Source organism: Agrobacterium sp. 22-210-1, from assembly GCF_053522525.1.
Genome location: NZ_JBNWCI010000001.1, coordinates 223,446 through 242,611 on the forward strand (window position 1 = coordinate 223,446; position 19,166 = coordinate 242,611).

General features: G+C 59.0%; 20 protein-coding genes. 10 read left to right on the top strand and 10 right to left on the bottom strand.

Going from position 1 to position 19,166, the window contains the following annotated elements; all coding sequences use genetic code 11:
• The first annotated feature begins 102 nt into the window (after positions 1–102).
• Together ACQZ5F_RS01135 and ACQZ5F_RS01140 are read left to right on the top strand one after the other, a co-directional pair.
• Positions 103–609 carry a MarR family winged helix-turn-helix transcriptional regulator gene (locus ACQZ5F_RS01135; RefSeq protein WP_046797848.1) on the top strand — a complete coding sequence of 169 codons (507 nt, stop codon included), beginning with the start codon at positions 103–105 and terminating at the stop codon, positions 607–609.
• A gap of 251 nt (positions 610–860) precedes the next feature.
• Positions 861–1,136, top strand: coding sequence for a hypothetical protein (locus ACQZ5F_RS01140; protein ID WP_046797849.1), 276 nt, complete (start codon positions 861–863; stop codon positions 1,134–1,136).
• A gap of 52 nt (positions 1,137–1,188) precedes the next feature.
• Here the strand turns inward: ACQZ5F_RS01140 and ACQZ5F_RS01145 are convergent, their stop codons facing one another.
• Both ACQZ5F_RS01145 and ACQZ5F_RS01150 read right to left on the bottom strand, forming a co-directional pair.
• Positions 1,189–1,650: a hypothetical protein gene (locus tag ACQZ5F_RS01145; protein WP_046797850.1), complete on the bottom strand. Its 462-nt coding sequence runs from the start codon at positions 1,648–1,650 to the stop codon at positions 1,189–1,191.
• Between the two features lie 102 nt (positions 1,651–1,752).
• Complete coding sequence (locus ACQZ5F_RS01150) at positions 1,753–2,757, bottom strand: LysR family transcriptional regulator (RefSeq protein ID WP_448731033.1); 1,005 nt, start codon at positions 2,755–2,757, stop codon at positions 1,753–1,755.
• 255 nt (positions 2,758–3,012) lie between these two features.
• On the opposite strand from ACQZ5F_RS01150, the gene chvE reads away from it, so the two are divergent.
• From chvE to araD1, 4 genes are all read left to right on the top strand, one after another.
• Entirely contained in the window at positions 3,013–4,077 is a 1,065-nt protein-coding gene (gene chvE / locus ACQZ5F_RS01155; protein WP_046797852.1) for a sugar ABC transporter substrate-binding protein ChvE, read from the top strand.
• A gap of 90 nt (positions 4,078–4,167) precedes the next feature.
• Entirely contained in the window at positions 4,168–5,706 is a 1,539-nt protein-coding gene (gguA, locus tag ACQZ5F_RS01160) for a sugar ABC transporter ATP-binding protein GguA (RefSeq protein WP_046797853.1), read from the top strand.
• Entirely contained in the window at positions 5,703–6,899 is a 1,197-nt protein-coding gene (gene gguB / locus ACQZ5F_RS01165; protein WP_046797854.1) for a sugar ABC transporter permease GguB, read from the top strand. The genes gguA and gguB overlap by 4 nt, the downstream gene beginning before the upstream one ends.
• A gap of 115 nt (positions 6,900–7,014) precedes the next feature.
• Positions 7,015–8,010, top strand: coding sequence for a 2-keto-3-deoxy-L-arabinonate dehydratase AraD1 (gene araD1 / locus ACQZ5F_RS01170; RefSeq protein WP_448731032.1), 996 nt, complete (start codon positions 7,015–7,017; stop codon positions 8,008–8,010).
• A gap of 161 nt (positions 8,011–8,171) precedes the next feature.
• Here araD1 and ACQZ5F_RS01175 read toward each other — a convergent pair whose 3' ends face one another.
• The 7 genes from ACQZ5F_RS01175 to ACQZ5F_RS01205 form a co-directional block, all read right to left on the bottom strand.
• Complete coding sequence (locus ACQZ5F_RS01175) at positions 8,172–8,804, bottom strand: histidine phosphatase family protein (RefSeq protein ID WP_448731031.1); 633 nt, start codon at positions 8,802–8,804, stop codon at positions 8,172–8,174.
• A gap of 19 nt (positions 8,805–8,823) precedes the next feature.
• Positions 8,824–9,240 carry a VOC family protein gene (locus tag ACQZ5F_RS01180; RefSeq protein ID WP_448731030.1) on the bottom strand — a complete coding sequence of 139 codons (417 nt, stop codon included), beginning with the start codon at positions 9,238–9,240 and terminating at the stop codon, positions 8,824–8,826.
• 48 nt (positions 9,241–9,288) lie between these two features.
• Positions 9,289–9,753, bottom strand: a complete 465-nt coding sequence (locus tag ACQZ5F_RS01185) for a GNAT family N-acetyltransferase (protein ID WP_052818189.1) — start codon at positions 9,751–9,753, stop codon at positions 9,289–9,291.
• Between the two features lie 117 nt (positions 9,754–9,870).
• Entirely contained in the window at positions 9,871–10,467 is a 597-nt protein-coding gene (locus tag ACQZ5F_RS01190; protein WP_448731029.1) for a class I SAM-dependent methyltransferase, read from the bottom strand.
• A gap of 4 nt (positions 10,468–10,471) precedes the next feature.
• Positions 10,472–11,293 carry a transglutaminase family protein gene (locus tag ACQZ5F_RS01195; protein WP_046797860.1) on the bottom strand — a complete coding sequence of 274 codons (822 nt, stop codon included), beginning with the start codon at positions 11,291–11,293 and terminating at the stop codon, positions 10,472–10,474.
• A 21-nt stretch (positions 11,294–11,314) separates the two neighbouring features.
• Positions 11,315–12,256: an alpha-E domain-containing protein gene (locus tag ACQZ5F_RS01200; RefSeq protein ID WP_046797861.1), complete on the bottom strand. Its 942-nt coding sequence runs from the start codon at positions 12,254–12,256 to the stop codon at positions 11,315–11,317.
• 3 nt (positions 12,257–12,259) lie between these two features.
• A complete protein-coding gene (locus ACQZ5F_RS01205) occupies positions 12,260–13,669 on the bottom strand; it encodes a circularly permuted type 2 ATP-grasp protein (protein WP_046797862.1) in 1,410 nt (469 codons plus the stop codon).
• Between the two features lie 477 nt (positions 13,670–14,146).
• Between ACQZ5F_RS01205 and ACQZ5F_RS01210 the strand changes: the two genes are divergently transcribed.
• The 4 genes from ACQZ5F_RS01210 (at position 14,147) to ACQZ5F_RS01225 (ending at position 17,447) form a co-directional block, all read left to right on the top strand.
• Positions 14,147–15,043, top strand: a complete 897-nt coding sequence (locus ACQZ5F_RS01210) for a DMT family transporter (protein ID WP_046797863.1) — start codon at positions 14,147–14,149, stop codon at positions 15,041–15,043.
• 78 nt (positions 15,044–15,121) lie between these two features.
• Entirely contained in the window at positions 15,122–15,739 is a 618-nt protein-coding gene (locus tag ACQZ5F_RS01215; RefSeq protein ID WP_046797864.1) for a L,D-transpeptidase, read from the top strand.
• A gap of 241 nt (positions 15,740–15,980) precedes the next feature.
• A complete protein-coding gene (locus tag ACQZ5F_RS01220; RefSeq protein WP_046798401.1) occupies positions 15,981–16,370 on the top strand; it encodes a DoxX family protein in 390 nt (129 codons plus the stop codon).
• Between the two features lie 168 nt (positions 16,371–16,538).
• Positions 16,539–17,447 (top strand): DMT family transporter, encoded by a 909-nt coding sequence (locus tag ACQZ5F_RS01225; RefSeq protein ID WP_225339239.1) that lies wholly within the window; start codon positions 16,539–16,541, stop codon positions 17,445–17,447.
• A 161-nt stretch (positions 17,448–17,608) separates the two neighbouring features.
• On the opposite strand, the gene ACQZ5F_RS01230 is transcribed toward ACQZ5F_RS01225, so the two are convergent.
• Positions 17,609–19,084, bottom strand: a complete 1,476-nt coding sequence (locus tag ACQZ5F_RS01230) for a DEAD/DEAH box helicase (RefSeq protein WP_046797866.1) — start codon at positions 19,082–19,084, stop codon at positions 17,609–17,611.
• Between the last annotated feature and the right edge of the window lie 82 nt (positions 19,085–19,166).

Consider the following 19,166-nt stretch of genomic DNA (forward strand, 5'->3'; position numbering starts at 1 on the left):
TATACAATATTAGTATCATCTACATTTATTTGGGATACAGTTTTGGAACGTTGTCGGTTATGATTTCGGCAGGGTAAAGGAACGAATCAAGCGGGGGATCGGATGGCTTTGCGATTGGCACATAGCAACGGGCCGCGGGCGGAAAAGGCCGAAAGCGACGGAGTGCAGCCGGTGCATCTTACAGCGATTGACTATGGATTGTTGACGACGGCGATCGGCTATCATTTGCGACACTCGCAACTTGCCGTGGCAAACGGGTTTTCCGATGTGCTGGCAGAACGGGGATTGCGACCGGCCGATTTTTCCGTTCTCGTCATTGTGGGTGGCAATCCGGGCCTGAAACAAAGCGATGTGGCGGAAGCGCTCGGCATCCAGCGCGCCAATTTTGTCGCGATCGTTGACAGCATGGAAGAGAAGGGGCTGCTTGTCCGTCGCCGGTCGGAAGAGGACAGGCGTGTTCATTTTCTCGACATGACCGAGGAAGGCAGCCGCCTTCTCGACAGCCTTTCCGATTCATGGCGCGACCGTGAGGAAAAGCTGATCGACAGGATTGGCGGCAAGAAAGCCCGCGACCAGTTGCTGTCGCTGCTTGGGCGTCTGCGGGGCTGAACGCCGCTATCGGCGATGGGGCCGCTCTGGAGAGGTGACGACCCGGATAGTGCGGGTCGTGCCGGTTTTTCGGCCCGCTGGGCCGTGCATGGGGATTTGCCCTTCCGGTATTTTCACGACAGCCTGATTGGTGGCGGCTCGATTTGCGTTGCAATTTTCCTGTGAAACGGCCAAGACGACCTGCATATGCCTTTGGTCACCCGATGCCGTAAGAGTTCGGTCGGCCGGAAAAGGCCGGAAACGGGAACGCCATGCTGAACATCGATACCAGCCATCCGCTTTATCGCCCTTTGTGGGTCAGGTTGCTGATCGTTGGCTTTTGCGCGGCCTGGGCTGTGATCGAATTCGTCAATCGCGAGTTTTTCTGGGGAACGATCGTCGGCGGCATCGCCGCCTATGCTGCCTATGAGCTGCTGGTGAAATTCAAACCCGTGAGCGTAAATGATGCGGCCAAGGGTGGAGCGGACAAATCTGCGCCAGACGAACCCGCCGATAACGCGCCCGTCGACAAAAACGACGCTGGCTGACATCGGCATATGCTGCTGCAGGCGCTGCCGGCCTTGCATTCCATTCCATGATTTAGGTTTTCAGCATCCGGATCGCCTGGTCGATCAGCAGATTTGCCGCCGTCATGCGCAGGGTCGCATTGTGCCGGAACTCCGGTTTCACGCCGTCCGGGTGGTTGAGGCGGGCGAAGGCGCGGCGTTTTTCCGCAAGCGTTGCCGCGGTGTCGGTTTCATGGATCGCCAGTTCCATTGACACATCCGCGAGCGAAGTCTTTTCGAGATGGGCCGGCATGGGTTCCGGCTCTGGTTCCGGCTGGGGTTCAGGCGGTGGCGCCGGATCGGCCAGAAAGGCCAAATAGGCGTCGAGGCCGCCGTTTCCCGGTTGCGGTGCAGCAGAAGGTGAGCTGACGACAAAACCGGAGTTGAAACCGGCGATGCGGTGGTTGACTGGCGGCGGCGGTTCCGCGGCTTCTTCTTCTCTTTCCTGCTTCAGTCTTTCGACGACCGACTGGAAGACGGATTGTCCGAAAAGCATGCGGCTGTTCCCCTGCGCCGGCCCGTAAATCCGGCCTGTTTATAAGATGAAGGTGGCGTCTGGCTTTCCACGTCGTTGCGGGCCTCTCGTGATGGCCTGTCGTCATGGGCCGGTCAGCTTGCGGCTTTCATCCAGGACCAGATCGTAAAGCAGCCGGGCGCTGGGCGGCAAAACGCGGCCTTTGGTGGTGATGATGCTGTAGGGCTTGACCACAAGTTCGAAATCCGTCGGCAGGATGCGGGTGCGGCCGATGTCAGCCTGCTGGCCGGTCACGAATTCGGCCATGTCCTGGGCGATCGGCGCAATCGCATTGGTGTTGCAGATCAGCGCAAGCGTCAGCAGCATGGACGGCGTGTTGATGATATTGCGCGGCATACCCACGCCATGGGTGAGGAACACGTCTTCCATCGTTCTGCGCAGCAGGGCGCCCGGCGGCTGGAAAACCCAATCGTAAGCGGAAAGATCGCTCAGCGTCACCGGCTCGCCGCCAAGCAGGGGGTGGCCTTCGCCGACCACCAGACAGGCGCGCTCGATGCCGATTTCATGAATGGAAAACAGGCCGGGGTCGAAATCGTCAGGGATGCGGCCGATGATGAAGTCGTGACGCGCGGCCAGCAACTCCCGGGCCAGCACATTGCTGCTTTCCACCTGCACGTTGATCTCGATGCCGGGATAGGTGTCCGTCGCCCGCTTGATGGCGGGAACCACAAGGCTGATGGCAGGTGCTGTGACGGCGCCGATATAGACCGAGCCGCCGCTGCCGGATTTCATCTGGTTAAGCTCGCGGCTCGCCTCGCGCAGTTCCAGCAAGATGGTGTGCGCCCGCCGCGCCAGCGCCTCGCCGAATTTCGTCAGCACCACGCCGCGCGAGGCCCGTTGACAGAGCGGGCTTTTGACGATGGCTTCCATTTCGGAAAGCATGCGCGAGGCCGCCGGCTGTGTTATGTTCATGGCGGCTGCCGCGGCGCTGACCTGCCCGTGCTCCTCGATCATGACCAGCATGCGCAGATGGCTCATCTTCAATCCGGCGCGCAGAAGCGGGTTGTCTTCAAAGACGAAAAGCGCGTCTGTTGTTTGCGTCTGCTCATACACTTTCTGGTTGCTCATTCGCCGTTTTATACCCCTCATCGGTTATTGTATCGATTTAATATAGCATAATTGATATAGATAAGCCGATATATTCTATTTGACAGTTATATGGATTCAGAACAGTTTGCGGGATGCCGGGGAGGAGCGGCATCTGTTCCATTTCGCAGCTGCGAGATCGGGACGGGCCGAACGCGGCTCCTTCCTCTGACGGCATGAATTTCATGGTGCGCCGCAGCAAGCGGGCACCAGAGAAGGGTTCAAGGGAGAGAGTTAATGAAGTCCATTATTTCGCTGATGGCGGCTTGTGCCATCGGTGCTGCTTCCTTCGCAGCACCGGCTTTCGCACAGGACAAGGGTTCCGTCGGCATTGCCATGCCGACCAAGTCTTCCGCTCGCTGGATCGATGACGGCAACAACATCGTCAAGCAGCTGCAGGAAGCCGGTTACACGACCGACCTGCAATATGCCGACGACGACATTCCGAACCAGCTGTCCCAGATCGAAAACATGGTCACCAAGGGCGTGAAAGTCCTCGTGATCGCCTCGATCGACGGCACCACGCTGTCGGACGTTCTGAAGCAGGCTGGCGAGCAGGGCATCAAGGTCATCGCTTATGACCGCCTCATCCGCAACAGCGGCGACGTCAGCTACTACGCCACCTTCGACAACTTCCAGGTTGGCGTTCTGCAGGCGACTTCGATCACCGACAAGCTTGGCCTGAAGGACGGCAAGGGTCCGTTCAACATCGAGCTGTTCGGCGGTTCTCCTGACGATAACAACGCCTTCTTCTTCTATGATGGCGCAATGTCGGTTCTGAAGCCTTACATCGACAGCGGCAAGCTGGTCGTAAAGTCCGGCCAGATGGGCATGGACAAGGTCGGTACGCTGCGTTGGGATCCGGCAACGGCCCAGGCCCGTATGGATAACCTGCTGTCGGCTTATTACACCGACGCCAAGGTTGACGCCGTTCTGTCGCCTTACGACGGTCTGTCCATCGGCATCATCTCCTCGCTGAAGGGCGTTGGTTATGGTTCGAAGGACCAGCCGCTGCCGGTCGTTTCCGGTCAGGACGCTGAAGTCCCGTCGGTCAAGTCGATCATTGCCGGCGAACAGTATTCCACCATCTTCAAGGACACCCGCGAACTCGCCAAGGTGACCGTGAACATGGTCAACGCTGTTCTGCAGGGCAAGGAGCCTGAGGTAAACGACACCAAGACCTATGAAAATGGCGTCAAGGTCGTTCCGTCCTACCTGCTGAAGCCGGTTGCAGTAACCAAGGAGAACTACAAGCAGGTTCTCGTCGATGGTGGTTACTACAAGGAAGACCAGCTGAAATAAGCTCGACACACATGCGGGGATGACTTGGCGTCATCCCCGTTTTTCCATAAAAATAAAAACGCCGGAATTAATCGGGCGCTGGATTGCGATATGGCCAATACCATTCTCGAAATGCGGAACATCACCAAGACGTTTCCGGGCGTGAAAGCGCTTGAGAACGTCAACCTCAAGGTTAAAGAGGGTGAGATCCACGCACTCGTCGGTGAGAACGGCGCGGGGAAGTCGACCTTGATGAAGGTCCTTTCCGGTGTTTACCCCGCCGGCACCTATGAGGGCGAAATCCACTATGAAGGCGCAGTGCGGAATTTTCGCGCCATCAATGATAGCGAAGATATTGGTATCATCATCATTCACCAGGAACTGGCGCTGGTGCCGCTCCTGTCGATTGCGGAAAACATCTTCCTTGGCAACGAGGTCGCCTCGAACGGCGTCATCAGCTGGCAGCAGACCTTCAACCGGACCCGCGAACTCTTAAAGAAAGTGGGCCTGAAGGAATCGCCGGAGACGCTGATCACCGATATCGGTGTGGGCAAGCAGCAGCTCGTCGAAATCGCCAAGGCGCTGTCGAAGAGCGTGAAGCTGCTCATCCTCGACGAGCCGACCGCCTCGCTGAACGAAAGCGATTCCGAGGCGCTGCTCAACCTTTTGATCGAATTCCGCAAGCAGGGCATGACCTCGATCATCATCACCCACAAGCTCAACGAAGTGCGCAAGGTGGCCGACCAGATCACCGTTTTGCGCGACGGCATGACGGTGAAGACGCTCGACTGTCATCAGGAAGAAATCAGCGAGGATGTCATCATCCGCAACATGGTGGGTCGCGATCTGGAAGATCGTTATCCGCCGCGCGACGTGCCGATCGGCGAGACCATTCTCGAAGTCAAGAACTGGAACGCCTATCACCAGCAGCACCGCGACAGGAAGGTTCTGCACGATATCAACGTCACCGTGCGCAAGGGCGAAGTCGTCGGCATTGCCGGGCTGATGGGGGCAGGGCGCACCGAATTCGCGATGAGCGTGTTCGGCAAGTCCTACGGCCACAAGATCAGCGGCGAAGTGCTGATCCATGGCAAACCCGTGGATGTCAGCACCGTGCGCCGCGCCATCGATGCCGGTCTTGCCTATGTGACGGAAGACCGCAAACATCTCGGCCTCGTGCTCAACGATAATATCCTGCACAACACCACGCTCGCCAACCTGGCCGGCGTGTCGAGTGCCAGCATCATCGACGACATCAAGGAAATGAAGGTGGCGAGCGATTTCCGCACGCGCCTGCGTATCCGGTCCTCGGGCATCTTTCAGGAAACGGTCAATCTTTCGGGTGGCAACCAGCAGAAGGTGGTGCTGTCCAAGTGGCTGTTCTCCAATCCTGATGTGCTGATCCTCGACGAGCCGACCCGCGGCATCGATGTCGGCGCGAAATATGAAATCTACACCATCATCAACCAGCTCGCTGCCGACGGCAAAGGCGTTCTGATGATATCATCGGAAATGCCCGAACTGCTCGGCAATTGCGACCGCATCTACGTCATGAACGAAGGCCGCATCGTCGCTGAATTGCCGAAGGGAGAGGCGAGCCAGGAAAGCATCATGCGCGCTATCATGCGCTCAGGGGAGAAGAACTCATGAGTTCGGCAAACACAACAAGCGAAGAAAGTAACGTCATCTCGATCTCATCCTATATTCGCTCGAATATCCGCGAATATGGCATGCTGATCGCGCTCGTCGCCATCATGGTTTTCTTCCAGTTCTACACCGGCGGCATTCTGTTCCGCCCTGTGAACCTGACCAACCTTATCCTGCAGAACTCGTTCATCGTCATCATGGCGCTTGGCATGCTGCTGGTCATCGTCGCCGGGCATATCGACCTGTCGGTCGGCTCCATCGTTGCCTTCGTCGGCGCGATCGCGGCCATATTGACCGTGCAATGGGGCATGAACCCGTTCCTGGCGGCGCTGATTTGTCTCGTCATCGGCGGTATCATCGGTGCTGCCCAGGGTTACTGGATCGCCTATCACCGTATTCCGTCCTTCATTGTCACCTTGGCGGGGATGCTGGTGTTTCGTGGCCTGACGCTGTTCGTGCTCGGCGGCAAGAACATCGGTCCTTTCCCGACCGATTTCCAGATCATCAGCACCGGCTTCCTGCCTGATATCGGTGGTATCGAAGGTCTCAACACCACCTCGATGATCCTGACCCTGCTGATCACGGTGGCGCTGTTTTATCTGGCGTGGCGTCGCCGCGTGGTGAACGTGAAGCATGGCATCGACGTGGAGCCGTTCGGTTTCTTCATCGTGCAGAATCTGCTGATCTCAGGCGCTATCCTGTTCCTGGGTTACCAGCTTTCCACCTATCGCGGCCTGCCGAACGTGCTGATCGTGATGCTGGTGCTGATTGCGCTTTACAGCTTCGTGACGCGCCGCACGACCATCGGTCGCCGTGTCTACGCCATGGGCGGCAATGAGAAGGCGACCAAGCTTTCCGGTATCAACACCGAACGCTTGAGCTTCCTCACCTTCGTCAACATGGGCGTGCTGGCCGGTCTTGCCGGCATGATCATCGCGACCCGCCTCAACTCGGCAACGCCGAAGGCCGGTGTGGGCTTCGAACTTGATGTGATCGCAGCTTGCTTCATCGGCGGCGCTTCCGCATCGGGCGGCGTTGGCAAGATCACCGGCGCGGTCATTGGTGCCTTCATCATGGGCGTCATGAACAACGGCATGTCGATCGTCGGTCTCGGCATCGACTTCCAGCAGATGGTCAAGGGCCTCGTGCTGCTCGCCGCCGTGTTCTTCGACGTCTACAATAAGAACAAGGGCTGATCGGCCCACCCAAATCGCAAATCAAAAAAGTGGCCGGTTTCCGGCCACTTTCATAAGGTGCAGGCGCAAGGCGCCGACGAAGATAAGGCGCGCTGCGCCGCAGGAAGGAAATCCCGTGCTCATTTCACAGATCAAAGATGCCAGTGGCAAAATCATTGTAGCGGTTCGCGAAGACGGCGGACAGGCGCAGGTCGTCAAGGGTGCGGCGTCGGTCTACGCGCTTGCCATGGAAGCCGCCAATAGCGGCAAGAGCCTTGCCGATGTCATTTCCGCCCATGGTCTCGGCGATGCCGTCGACCTCGAAGCGGCCTATGCCGAAGGCCGCTTCCTGCCGCCGATCACCCATCCCGATCCGGCGCATCTGCATCTGACCGGCACGGGGCTTACCCATCTGGGTTCGGCCGCGACCCGCGACAGCATGCACAAGAAGACCACGGAAGCCGCAGAAGAAAGCCTGACAGATTCCATGAAGATGTTCCGCATGGGTCTTGAAAACGGCAAGCCCAAGGCTGGCGAAAAGGGCGTTCAGCCGGAGTGGTTCTACAAGGGCAACGGCCATGTGGCGGCAGCGCCCGGCGCGGCACTCACGTCTCCGTCATTTGCGCTGGATGGCGGCGAAGAGCCGGAAATGGCCGGCATCTACGTCATCTCCGACAAGGGCGAGGCGGTGCGTATCGGCTTTGCCGTTTCCAACGAATTTTCCGATCACGTCACCGAGCGGGTCAACTATCTCTATCTCGCCCATTCCAAGCTGCGCCCGGCAAGCTTCGGCCCGGAAATCCGCGTCGGTGCCGCACCTTCGGATATTCGCGGCACCTCGCGTATCCGCCGCGGTGACAAGGTCATCTTCGAAAAGCCGTTCGTTTCGGGTGAAGACAACATGTCCCACACCTTCGCGAACCTCGAATACCACCACTTCAAATACGGCCTGTTCCGTGCGCCCGGCGATGTGCATGTGCATATGTTCGGCACGGCAACGCTCTCCTTCGCAGATGGCATCAAGCCGGAAGCGGGCGACGTCTTCGAGATCGAGGCAGCCGGTTTCGGCCTGCCGCTTAAGAACCCGCTGGCCGTGGACGCGGAAGAAGAGATCGCCGTTCGGCAGATCTGATCTGCGGGCTGACTTTGAGAATGCCAAGGGGGGTGGGGTCATCACATGGTAGTCCCACCCTTCGACGTCATCCTAGGGTTAAGCCTGAGGATGACGCTAGAGGTTAGGCCTTATGTCCAATTGTCCCTTTGCGTGCGGGCAATGTTCAAGCGGATTGCTTCTCAACCATCGTCGTCTGTCAGATGCGAAACATCCGCCAGTGAAACGACGGCGCGATTTTGCCAATAGTCGTCTTCCTTCAAATGCGTGATGCTGCCAGACCGTGCCGGAAAACTGACATGGCCGACGCTTTCGATCGGCATCTTGATCCATGCCGCGATGACGAAGGTAAGAGCAAAGCCATGGGTAACGATGACCTGCGCGGGGCAGGGGCGTGATATAATGGTGCTCACAGAGCGGTACACCCTTTCGGCCACTTCACGTCTCGTTTCACCATCAGCAATTCCGCCGCGATGATCCATACGGTTATGATGAGGGGCGGGGATCTGGCGGGCGTCGAGCCACTCCTGCGGCATGCCGCCTGCTGAACCGTAGCTTATTTCCCGCAGGTCATCTGTGCTTTCAAAAGGGTGCTTGAGGTGTTCAGCGATGATTGCAGCTGTCTGGGAGGCTCGGAGAAGATCGGAGCTGAAGATTTCAACTGGGGCGCTGCCGATCAAGGCCATAAGCTTGGCGGCTGTCGCCTCCGCATCGGCCCTGCCCTTGGGTGTCAGCTCGGTATCATACCAGCCCCCGACCTTGTTCTCGACATGGTGCACGGATTGAGTGTGCGTGACGACAAAGATGTTTTTCATAACGTTTTTTCCAGTATTTTCAGGCCTGCTCAATCCCCCACAGCTTGCCTTCGCCGACCTCCACTGAATTACCCGCGGGATCGCGGACATAGACGGAATAGCTGTCATTCGGCCAGCGATGGTAATGTTCGACGGGAATTCCAAGCGCTTCGAACCGGTCCTTCCAGCCATCCACTTCCGATTTATTCTTTGCATAAAAGCAGAAGTGGCCCTGGCCCACCGCCCCATGGCGCGGGATCGGATTATCGGGGTCTGCCCGGCGGGATTGCTGCGGATCGAAGATCAGCAGCATTTGCTGGCCGCATCTGAAGAAAACAAATTGGCCGGGCAGTCTGCGCACCATCTCCAGCCCGAACACATCGCGGTAAAAGGTCTCGGCGGCGTCGAGATCATTCACGTAGATTGCGGTTTCCATGACGGCTGTTGGCGGGTGCATGTTTCCTCCGGTATCTACTGTTGTCCGACACTGGAAGTGGCGGGACGCTTATGTTTTGGTGCTGAAGGTCAGCACGGTCAGATCGTGTTTGCCGACGCCGCGTTCCAGAACGGTCCAGCCGCAATTGATGTAATAGGTTTCGAGATCGCGCTGGCAGCAGAGATAGCTGGTGTGATGGCCGAGTTCGGCGGCCCTTTGTGTGGCGGCCTGCATCAAGGCCCGCGCCACACCTGAGCGCCGTCGGTCTTCTTCCACCCAGAGAGCGGCAACCCACGGCAGATATTGCGGCCGCTCCTCCAGATCGCAATGGATAAGGAATGCGGAGCCGACGTAAGCCTCACAGTCATGGGCAACGAAACCGGTGGGCAGTGCATGGGGATTGGTCATGTCCTTCAGGTGTTCGGCGACGTCGCCGACCTGAAGGCCGCTATCCTGCCACCATGCCGTCCAGACGCGCTGCGCGATGACGGGGCCGTGGGACTGGCAGTCGCGATAGTCGGAAATAGTGTACAAGGCCGTCTCCCGGCCGGCTTCCTTCCCGCAGGCTGAAGCCGGATCATGCTTTCAAATCAATGCGGCGATTTAAACGGTCGGGAGACGCTTTCGCAACCGGCAAGTTCCGGAAATGGATCAGGACTTCGTTGCCGTGACATGCAGCCAGTCGGTCGGCATCTTGTCGTAACCGCTGCCGTGGCGGGATGTGATCCCGACGCTCGTCCAGTCAAATTGACCGTAGGCATTTTCGAGCCAGGCTCTGGAAGGATAGTTGTAATAACGGCCAAACGTGTCGCGGCCTTCCGCCTCTCCGGCCTTGAAACTCGCGTAAAACACACCGCCGTGTTTCAGTGCCCCGTGAACACGGCCGATAATGCCGGCAAGTGCTGCGCGTGGCACATGCAGCAGGCAGGCATTGGCCCAGACACCGTCATAACGTTCCCTGTCGTCAATATCCTCGAACAGCAATGTCGCGACGGGAATTCCAAGCCGGGCTTGCGCCGCCTTGGCGATCTCGGGTGTTCCATCGGTGGGGTGAACGTCGAAACCGGCAGCCAGCATAAATTCGCTGTCCTGCCCACCGCCGCATCCGAGTTCGAGAATGCTTGCACCCTCTTGCAGCTGCGCCAGGAATGTTTCGAGATGCGGACGATCCGCCGCCTGTCCGCGCGAGGTGTATGCCGCGGCGTTACCCGTATAGAAGCCGATCGTTTCGTCGTCCTTGCCGGTCATGGTCTCAGCTTTGCGACTGGCTCTGGCTCTGCGACTGCTGCACGGTGACAGTCACATTCAGCGTCTCACCGGCGGGGCCGATGCGCATGCCTGATATCGGCGCGCAGTCGCGGTAGCACAGGCCCGACGCGATGCGGACATAACGGTCATCGGGGCAGATATTGTTGGCGGCGTCGAAGCCGACCCAGCCAAGCCCCTGAAGATGCACCTCGGCCCAGGCGTGGGTGGCTGTCTGTTCCTCCACCTCTTCCATCATCAGATAACCGGAAACATAACGGGCCGGCAGGCCCATCAGCCGGGCGGCGGAAATCAGGATATGGGCATGGTCCTGGCAGACGCCCTTGCCGGCTTCCAGCGCCGCTTCCGCCGTGGTTTCAATGTCGGTCGAACCCGGAACATAGTCCACCTTGCGGTGAATATTCTCCATGAGGTCGTGCAGGCGTGAGAGTTCGGTATCGCCCGTGCTGACTTTTACCAGTTCACGCACCAGCTTTCCCGGCTTGGTGCGCGGCGTCTCGCGCTGGAAGAGCCAGAGCGGCGCATTGCCGACATGGTGCCCGAACACGCCGGCTTTGTCTTCGGTGGTGACGAGACCGCTTGCCACAACCTTGACCTTGCGTTGCGGCCCCTCCGTTTCCACCAGCGCAACCCGGTTGCCGAAATGGTCGTCATAGGTCACTTCGACGGTGGCGCCATCGACCGAGACGTCCCAGTTCTCCACCGTCTGGCAGGGGCCGGTCTGCGGTGTCAGGCGCAGCCGCTGCAACGCATAGGGCATCGGCTCGTCATAGACATATTCCGTCGTATGGGTGATTTTCAGACGCATAAGCTGTCCCCGTCCACGCGCTTATTGATAAAAGCGGTAGCCTTCCATGATTTCCTGTCCCAGCTGCCCGTTCCGGTTGATAAATCTCTCCAGAAACTCGTGCAGACCTTCATCCATGACGCGGTTGATCGTCGTCTTGCGCAGGCTGTCGCGAATGCTCTCGGCCGTCTCATGCGCCTTGTGCCTTTCGCCGTAGTCTTCTGCTATATAGTTGAGGTTGCTGGCGATCTTCTCGTAACAATAGGCGAGCGAACGCGGCATGCGACCATTGAGAATGAGGAAGTCGGCAATATTGGCCGGCTTGTATTCCGCATCATAGACCCAGCCATAGGAACGGTGCGCCGAGACCGAGCGCAGGATGGATTCCCATTGTGCGTTGTCGAGCGAGGAGCCAACATGCGCCACAGCCGGCAGCAGCACGTAATATTTGACATCGAGAATGCGGGCGGTGTTGTCTGCGCGTTCGATGAAGGTGCCGATGCGGGAGAAATTGTAGAGATCGTTGCGCAGCATAGATCCATGGAAAGCGCCGCGCACCAGACCGGCGCGGTGTTTTATGCCGTCGATGGTCTGCGGCATGTCCGCCGGCTTTACCCTGCGCTCGAGACTGGTCTTGAGCTCGATCCAGAATTCGTTGGTCGCTTCCCAGGTCTCGCGCGTCAGCGCGGTGCGAACCATGCGGGCATTGTTGCGGCCCGCCTCGATGCAGGAGAGGACGCTGGAAGGGTTGGCTTTATCCCGCAGGAGATAATCGATCGCATCCGCCGTCGTTACCTTGTCGTGCGTTTCGAGAAAGGCCTCGTGCACGCCGGCGCTTTGCAAGACGCCGTCCCAGTCCTCATCGCCGCTGCCTGAGCGCGTCAGTGAAACGCGCAAGCCCGCATCGATAAGCCGGGCGATGTTTTCAGCGCGCTCGATGTACCGGAACATCCAGTAGAGCCCGTTTGCCGTTCTGCCCAGCATGGCTTAGTCCTCCAGTACCCATGTATCCTTGGTGCCGCCGCCCTGGCTGGAATTGACCACCAGCGAGCCCTGCTTGAGCGCGACGCGGGTCAGGCCGCCGGGAATGATCTTCACCTTGTCCGACACCAGCACATAGGGGCGCAGATCGACATGGCGCGGCGCGATGCCGTTCTTCACCATGATCGGCACGGTGGAAAGCGACAGCGTCGGCTGCGCTATGTAATTGGAGGGGCGGGCTCTCAGCTTTTCGGCAAACAGCGCCCGTTCCTTTTTCGTTGCCGTGGGGCCGACCAGCATGCCGTACCCCCCCGAACCGTGGACCTCCTTGACGACCAGTTCGGCAAGATTGTCGAGCACGTATTTCAGGCTGTCCGGCTCCGAACAGCGCCATGTCGGCACGTTTTCCAGGAGCGGCTTGCGGCCGGTATAAAATTCGACGATCTCAGGCATGTAGGAATAGACGGCCTTGTCATCGGAAATGCCCGTGCCGGGCGCATTGGCGATGGTGATGTTGCCGGCGCGGTAGACATCCATGATGCCGGGCACGCCGAGTGCGGAATCTGGCCGGAAGGTCAGCGGATCGAGGTAGTCGTCATCGACGCGGCGATAAAGCACATCAATCGCTTCATAACCGCGGGTGGTGCGCATCTTGACCTTGCCGTCCATGACACGCAGGTCGGAGCCTTCCACCAGTTCCACGCCCATCATGTCGGCGAGGAAGGAATGTTCGTAATAGGCGGAATTATAGATGCCGGGGGTAAGCACCGCTACACGCGGCTTGCCAGTGCAGCCGGGCGGGGCGAGCGAGGCGAGCGATTGCCGTAGCAGATAGGGATAATCTTCCACCCGCCGCACGCGGTTTTCATGGAAAAGTTCCGGGAACATCTGCATCATCGTCTCGCGGTTCTCCAGCATGTAGCTGACACCGGAGGGCGTGCGGGCATTGTCTTCCAGAACATAAAACTGGTCTTCACCGGTGCGGACGATGTCAGTGCCGACAATGTGGGTATAGACGCCGCCGGGCGGCGTAAAACCGATCATTTCCGGCAAAAAGGCTTCGTTTTTCTCGATGATTTCGCGGGGGATGCGGCCGGCGCGGATGATTTCCTGCTTGTGGTAGATATCGTCGAGGAAAGCATTGAGGGCGAGAACACGCTGTTCGATGCCCTGGGCCAGTTTGCGCCACTCCCGTCCGGAGATGATGCGCGGGATGATATCGAAGGGGATCAGTTTTTCTGAACTGTCGGCATGGCCGTAGACTGCGAAAGTAATGCCGGTTTTTCGAAAGATGTTTTCCGCGTCTTTTGATTTCTGGATCAGGTGCGACCTGTCCTGTCGGCTGTACCACTCGTTATAGTTTTCATATGGGCTTCGCGGAGTGTTGTCCGCATTTATCATTTCGTCAAATGCCAACTTCGATGTCCCCTTTTTTACCATATGAATACAAGGCCAAATGCAATGCAAGAACTATGCGGACCTCCTCATGAAGATTTTTTGTCGCCCTAGAGTTTTAAAAAAGAAGCGTTTTTTCGGTTTCAGCCTATAAATGCGGCATCGTCAAAATGGTTGCGCGGCGCGGCAGGGCGGAAGGGCATGATGGTGCTGTGCGCGCTGTGGGCGAATGCACAAAATTTGTTCGTTCGTTTTCGGTTGATGGATCTCGGATGCCGCATCAGAAAAACTGAAAGATGTGATCACGAAAACGCCTTTGACCTTTGGCGGGGATGGCGATACCGCCTTGGCAAAGGGTCCGGGTGCCGCCGCAGGCCAGATGACAGGCCGGCCTGCTCTTTCGCCGGTGTGCCTTGGCCGAAATATCAATTCGCTGCATGACCTTGCGTCCCCGGCAATGTCCGAGAGGCGGGATCATGCCGCACAGGGGATGTTCCCATGTCGCTTGACCGCCTGGCTCCGGCCATTTTCGTGTTTCTCTGGTCGACCGGCTGGGTCACTGCCAAATATGCGGTCTATTATACCGGGCCGTTGACCTTCCTCTGTCTGCGTTATCTGCTGGCCGGCCTGATATTGTGGGCGATCTGCCGGTTGTCCGCCATTTCCTGGCCGAAGAAGCGGGCTGATGTCCTGCGGGCGATCCTGTCCGGCGTGTTCCTGCACGGCATTTATCTCGGCATGATCTGGTGGGCCATCGGGCAGGGCGTGCCGGCGGCGATTGGCGGCATTATTGCCGGCCTGCAGCCGCTGATGACGGCGGTGGCCGCCCGTTTCATGATTGGCGAGAGAATCTCACCCATACAGCGTGCCGGGTTGCTGCTCGGTTTTGCCGGCATTGCCATTGCCGTGCTGCCGAAGGTTATGGCCACAGGTGCACTGGGCATGTCCGTGCCGCTTTATGCCGTGGCGGTGAATGTGCTGGGCATGGTCTCGGTGACCTATGGTACGCTCTATCAGAAGAAATATGTCCATGGCGGAAACATCATGGCGGTGGCGACGCTGCAATATGTCGGCGCGCTGCTGGTCACCGTTCCCTTTGCGCTTTTGCTGGAAGACGGGCATGTGGACTGGAGCCTTGGGCTTGCTGCCACGCTTGGCTGGTCGGTGGGGGCGATTTCCATCGGCGCGGTGGCGCTGCTTCTGTATCTGATCCGGCGCGGTCAGGTCTCGCGCGCGGCCTCGCTGATCTATCTCGTGCCGCCACTTGCCGCCGTGGAAGCTGCGTTGCTTTTCGGGGAAACGCTGACGCCAGCCATGATTGCCGGCACGGTTCTGGCGGTCACGGGGGTCTATCTCGCCAACCGCCGGCCTGCCGCGTCGGTTGCGGCGGGTTGATTACTGCAACCTCATATTAGGGGTTTGTTAACCATAAAATTATACCTCTCGTTAATCACATGATTTGGCGGGGGTTACATGTCTATTTCACGTCGTGGGGTTCTGTTCGGATTGCCACTGTTTCTGGCGGGCTGCGCGAATACCGGCATCGGCCAGCAAAGGCTTAATTATGCGGCGAAGCCGGAAGAGAAATTCCCGCTTCCCGCCATGCATCTCGACAAGGTCAAGCCGGAACTTCGCCGGCAGGAGGTCACCTACGACACCAGCCATCCGACTGGCACGGTGGTGGTGGATACGCCGGCACGGCGGCTCTATTACGTCATGGGCGATGGTCGCGCCATGCGTTACGGCGTCGGTGTCGGCCGGCAGGGTCTCGCGCTGAAGGGCGACGCCTATATCGGCCGCAAATCCGAGTGGCCTTCCTGGACGCCGACCGCAAACATGATGCGTCGCGATCCACGTAACCTGAAGTTTGCCGGTGGCATGGCGGGCGGCCCGAACAATCCGCTCGGCGCACGCGCGCTTTATCTCTATCGCGGCGGCAACGATACCATGTTCCGCCTGCACGGCACCAACCAGCCGCAATCCATCGGCCACGCCATGTCGAGCGGCTGCATCCGCATGCTCAACCACGATATCATCGATCTTTACAGCCGCGTGCCTGTCGGCTCCAAGGTGGTTGTGCTGCAGGCGTGATGGAGAGGCGGATTTTTCCGCCTTTGCCTCGTCGAAAAATGCCTGTACCCTTGAGTTGATTTTTTCAGAAGATGACCAATTTTATGCTGGAAAATCAACCATGTGTAGAATGCCTCCCTTTCCGTATTTAAGGGAGTTCTGCAATATCGGAAACGTGATTTCCGGTGTTCGAGACGTGTATCCATAAAGGAGAAAATGCACTGTATCGAGCGCGGCACCACTTCAACGGGGACACATGAACATGGCAACTTTCGATAATCTTTCTCGCTATCGGCCTTATGCTCTGGCGGCACTGCGCATCATCGCAGCGCTGCTTTTCATCGAACACGGAACGCAGAAGCTGTTCGGCTTTCCGGCATCGCAGATGGAAGGCTCGCTGCCGACCCTGATGCTGGTGGCGGCGCTTCTGGAACTCGTCGGCGGCATTCTCGTGCTGATCGGCCTGTTCACGCGACCGGTCGCCTTCATCCTTTCCGGCCAGATGGCCGTCGCCTATTTCATGGCGCATGCGCCAAGCAGCTTTTTCCCGGCCTTGAACGGCGGCGATGCGGCTATCCTGTTCTGCTTCGTATTCCTTTATTTCGTCTTTGCCGGTCCGGGAGCTTTCTCGGTGGATGAGCGCCGGGCCTGATCTGCCCGACCGATCATCATGGATCCTTTTTGCCGAAGCCCCGCATGGTCATGCCGTGCGGGGCTTCGTGTGATTAAAAGGGGGAGAAACTTCGGCCACGGCCGAAGCACCGATGCTTGTTTCCGGGCTACGAAGGGTTCATCCTGAACGCAGTTGGAAAGTCGATCCGTGAACACTCAAAGTCCCATTGCCCGTGAATTGCTGCTGCTCGCGCTCCTGTCCACGCTGTGGGCGGCTTCTTATACGTTCATCAAGATCGGCGTGGAGACGATACCGCCCATCACCTTCATCGCATGGCGAACCCTGATCGCCGGTCTGCTTCTTCTGGTCGTGATCCGGCTGCGCGGGCTGCGATTGCCGAAGGATTTGGCGACCTGGCGACTGTTCTTCATTCAGGCCTGTATCAACAGCGTGTTGCCTTTCACGCTGATCGCCTGGGCGGAGCAGAGCATCGATGCCGGTCTTGCGGTCATTCTCAATGCAACAACGCCGATCTTCACCTTTCTTCTCACCGCGCTGGTTATCAGGCACGAGGCGGTCAGCGGACGCAAGCTGTTCGGCACCATTGCCGGCATGACGGGCGTGTGCCTCATCATCGGCATGGAGGCGCTGAGTGGTGCGGGCGAGGCGATATGGAGCCAGCTTGCCGTGCTGACAGCGGCGTTTTCTTATGCCTGTGCGGCGATATTCAGCAAGAACTTCAAGGGGCTCGATCCGATCATGCCGGCGGCTGGCTCGCTTATCTGCGGGGCCGTCCTGCTGCTGCCCGTCAGCCTGATCGTTGACCGGCCGTGGACATTGTCGCCTTCGGCCGCCTCGCTCACTTCGCTTGTGTGCCTGAGCGTGTTTTCAACCGCGCTCGCCTTCATGATCTATTTCCGGCTGATGCAGACGCTCGGTTCGGTCGGCACCACCTCCCAGGCCTATCTCCGGGTTCCGGTCGGCGTGGCGATCGGCATGGCATTTCTGGGAGAGGCGCCGACACCTGCCATGTGGGTCGGTCTTGTCTGTGTGATCGCCGGCGTGCTGGCCATGACCTTGCCATCCCGGCGCCGGCCGGTTGTGCAGGGCGGGTGACGGCAAAGAAAAACCCCGCAGGCCGGTGGCTTGCGGGGTGTGACCTGAAGGCGTCTCGGCAGAGAACAACCGCATAATAGACCGAGCGGGTGCCGCTTGTTTCTTCTCCCCGAGGGGGAGAAGAAATGGGCCGCGAGCGTCCTCAATCCACGCGAAGCAACTTAACGGTTGCGGCCGCGATTGCCGTTGCCGGAAGCGCGCTTTTCCTGGCCGTTGCCGCCAGCAGGTGCGTGGCGGTTGGCGCCGCTGCCGCCGGGCTTGCGGGCCGGACGGCGGTGCTTGCGCGGGCCGGCCGGACGACCTGCATCGCCTTCGGCCTGCTTCACGCGCTTGAAGTCGGAGGTGACTTCCAGATCATTGTCCGCATCGCGCGGTGCGTGGTTGCGGGACGGGCGGGATTCGCCGTTGTGACGTCCACCTTCACGCGGGCCTCGCTGCTGGCCACCATTATTGTTGTTGCGGCCGCCACGGTTGTTGTTGGGACGCGTCGGGCTGGCAAGGCCGGCCGGACGTTCACCTGACGCGACCGGGATATCGATCTTCATCAGCTTTTCGATGTCGTGCAGCAGGCGGGTTTCGTCCGGTGCGCAGAAAGCGATGGCGATGCCGTCGCGGCCGGCGCGGGCGGTACGGCCGATGCGGTGAACATAGGCATCAGGCACTTCCGGCAGGTCATAATTGAAGACGTGCGTTACGGCCGGAATGTCGATGCCGCGGGCGGCGACGTCGGTTGCGACCAGAACCTTGATGTCACCATCCTTGAAGCCCTTCAGTGCCCGCTCGCGCTGGCCCTGGCTCTTGTTGCCGTGAATGGAGGCGACCTTGAAGCCGATATGTTCCAGATGCTTGTAAAGCTTTTCCGCGCCGTGCTTGGTGCGCAGGAAAACGATCGAGCGGCCGTCCGGGTTCTCGTTCAGCGACTTCTTCAGGAGATCGGTCTTGTCGTTCTTGCCGGCGACGAAATGCACGTACTGTTCGACCTTGTCGGCAGCCTTGCCCGGAGGCGTAACCTCGACCTTGATCGGGTCGGTCAGGAAGTTGCTGGCAAGCTCGGAAATCGCCTTCGGCATGGTGGCCGAGAAAAGCAGCGTCTGGCGCTTGGGCGGAACCATTCTGGAAATCTTGCGCAGATCATGGATGAAGCCGAGATCGAGCATCTGGTCAGCTTCGTCAAGCACCAGATAGGTGACCTTGGAGAGCGAGATGGCGTTGCGGGCGATCAGGTCCAGCAGGCGGCCGGGCGTGGCGACGAGGATGTCGGTGCCTTTTTCGAGCTGCAGCTGCTGCTTGTTGATCGACGCGCCGCCGACAACCTGGTTGATGCGCAGCGGTGTCTTCTTCACGAAGGAGCGCAGGTTTTCGCCGATCTGGTTCACCAGTTCGCGGGTCGGTGCAAGGATCAGCGTGCGGGTGGTGCGGTTTGCCGGACGGTCGGCCTGCTTCATCAGCATTTCGATGATCGGCAGGCCGAAGGCTGCGGTCTTGCCGGTGCCGGTCTGTGCGAGGCCGATGAGGTCACGGCCTTCGAGCAGCAGCGGAATGGCTTTTGCCTGAATGGGGGTAGGGGTTGTGTAGCCAAGCTGGGTAACGCTGGCCACGATCTTTTCGGAGAGGCCGAGTTCGCTAAAACTGGTCAATATATTGCCTTTCGGGGCGCCAAAACAAACTCAGCCGGAGCAGGGCTGCTGTCCGGTGGTTTCGGCGTCAAGAACCCCGCGT

Bases quoted from the DNA above. Each gene is read 5' to 3' on its own strand.
- chvE (WP_046797852.1), top strand. From the start codon at position 3,013: ATGAAGTCCATTATTTCGCTGATGGCGGCTTGTGCCATCGGTGCTGCT.
- ACQZ5F_RS01150 (WP_448731033.1), bottom strand. From the start codon at position 2,757: ATGAGCAACCAGAAAGTGTATGAGCAGACGCAAACAACAGACGCGCTT.
- ACQZ5F_RS01180 (WP_448731030.1), bottom strand. From the start codon at position 9,240: ATGCACCCGCCAACAGCCGTCATGGAAACCGCAATCTACGTGAATGAT.
- ACQZ5F_RS01220 (WP_046798401.1), top strand. From the start codon at position 15,981: ATGGCAACTTTCGATAATCTTTCTCGCTATCGGCCTTATGCTCTGGCG.
- ACQZ5F_RS01145 (WP_046797850.1), bottom strand. From the start codon at position 1,650: ATGCTTTTCGGACAATCCGTCTTCCAGTCGGTCGTCGAAAGACTGAAG.
- ACQZ5F_RS01195 (WP_046797860.1), bottom strand. From the start codon at position 11,293: ATGCGTCTGAAAATCACCCATACGACGGAATATGTCTATGACGAGCCG.
- gguA (WP_046797853.1), top strand. From the start codon at position 4,168: ATGGCCAATACCATTCTCGAAATGCGGAACATCACCAAGACGTTTCCG.
- ACQZ5F_RS01140 (WP_046797849.1), top strand. From the start codon at position 861: ATGCTGAACATCGATACCAGCCATCCGCTTTATCGCCCTTTGTGGGTC.
- ACQZ5F_RS01215 (WP_046797864.1), top strand. From the start codon at position 15,122: ATGTCTATTTCACGTCGTGGGGTTCTGTTCGGATTGCCACTGTTTCTG.
- ACQZ5F_RS01210 (WP_046797863.1), top strand. From the start codon at position 14,147: ATGTCGCTTGACCGCCTGGCTCCGGCCATTTTCGTGTTTCTCTGGTCG.
- ACQZ5F_RS01190 (WP_448731029.1), bottom strand. From the start codon at position 10,467: ATGACCGGCAAGGACGACGAAACGATCGGCTTCTATACGGGTAACGCC.
- gguB (WP_046797854.1), top strand. From the start codon at position 5,703: ATGAGTTCGGCAAACACAACAAGCGAAGAAAGTAACGTCATCTCGATC.
- ACQZ5F_RS01175 (WP_448731031.1), bottom strand. From the start codon at position 8,804: ATGAAAAACATCTTTGTCGTCACGCACACTCAATCCGTGCACCATGTC.
- ACQZ5F_RS01135 (WP_046797848.1), top strand. From the start codon at position 103: ATGGCTTTGCGATTGGCACATAGCAACGGGCCGCGGGCGGAAAAGGCC.
- ACQZ5F_RS01200 (WP_046797861.1), bottom strand. From the start codon at position 12,256: ATGCTGGGCAGAACGGCAAACGGGCTCTACTGGATGTTCCGGTACATC.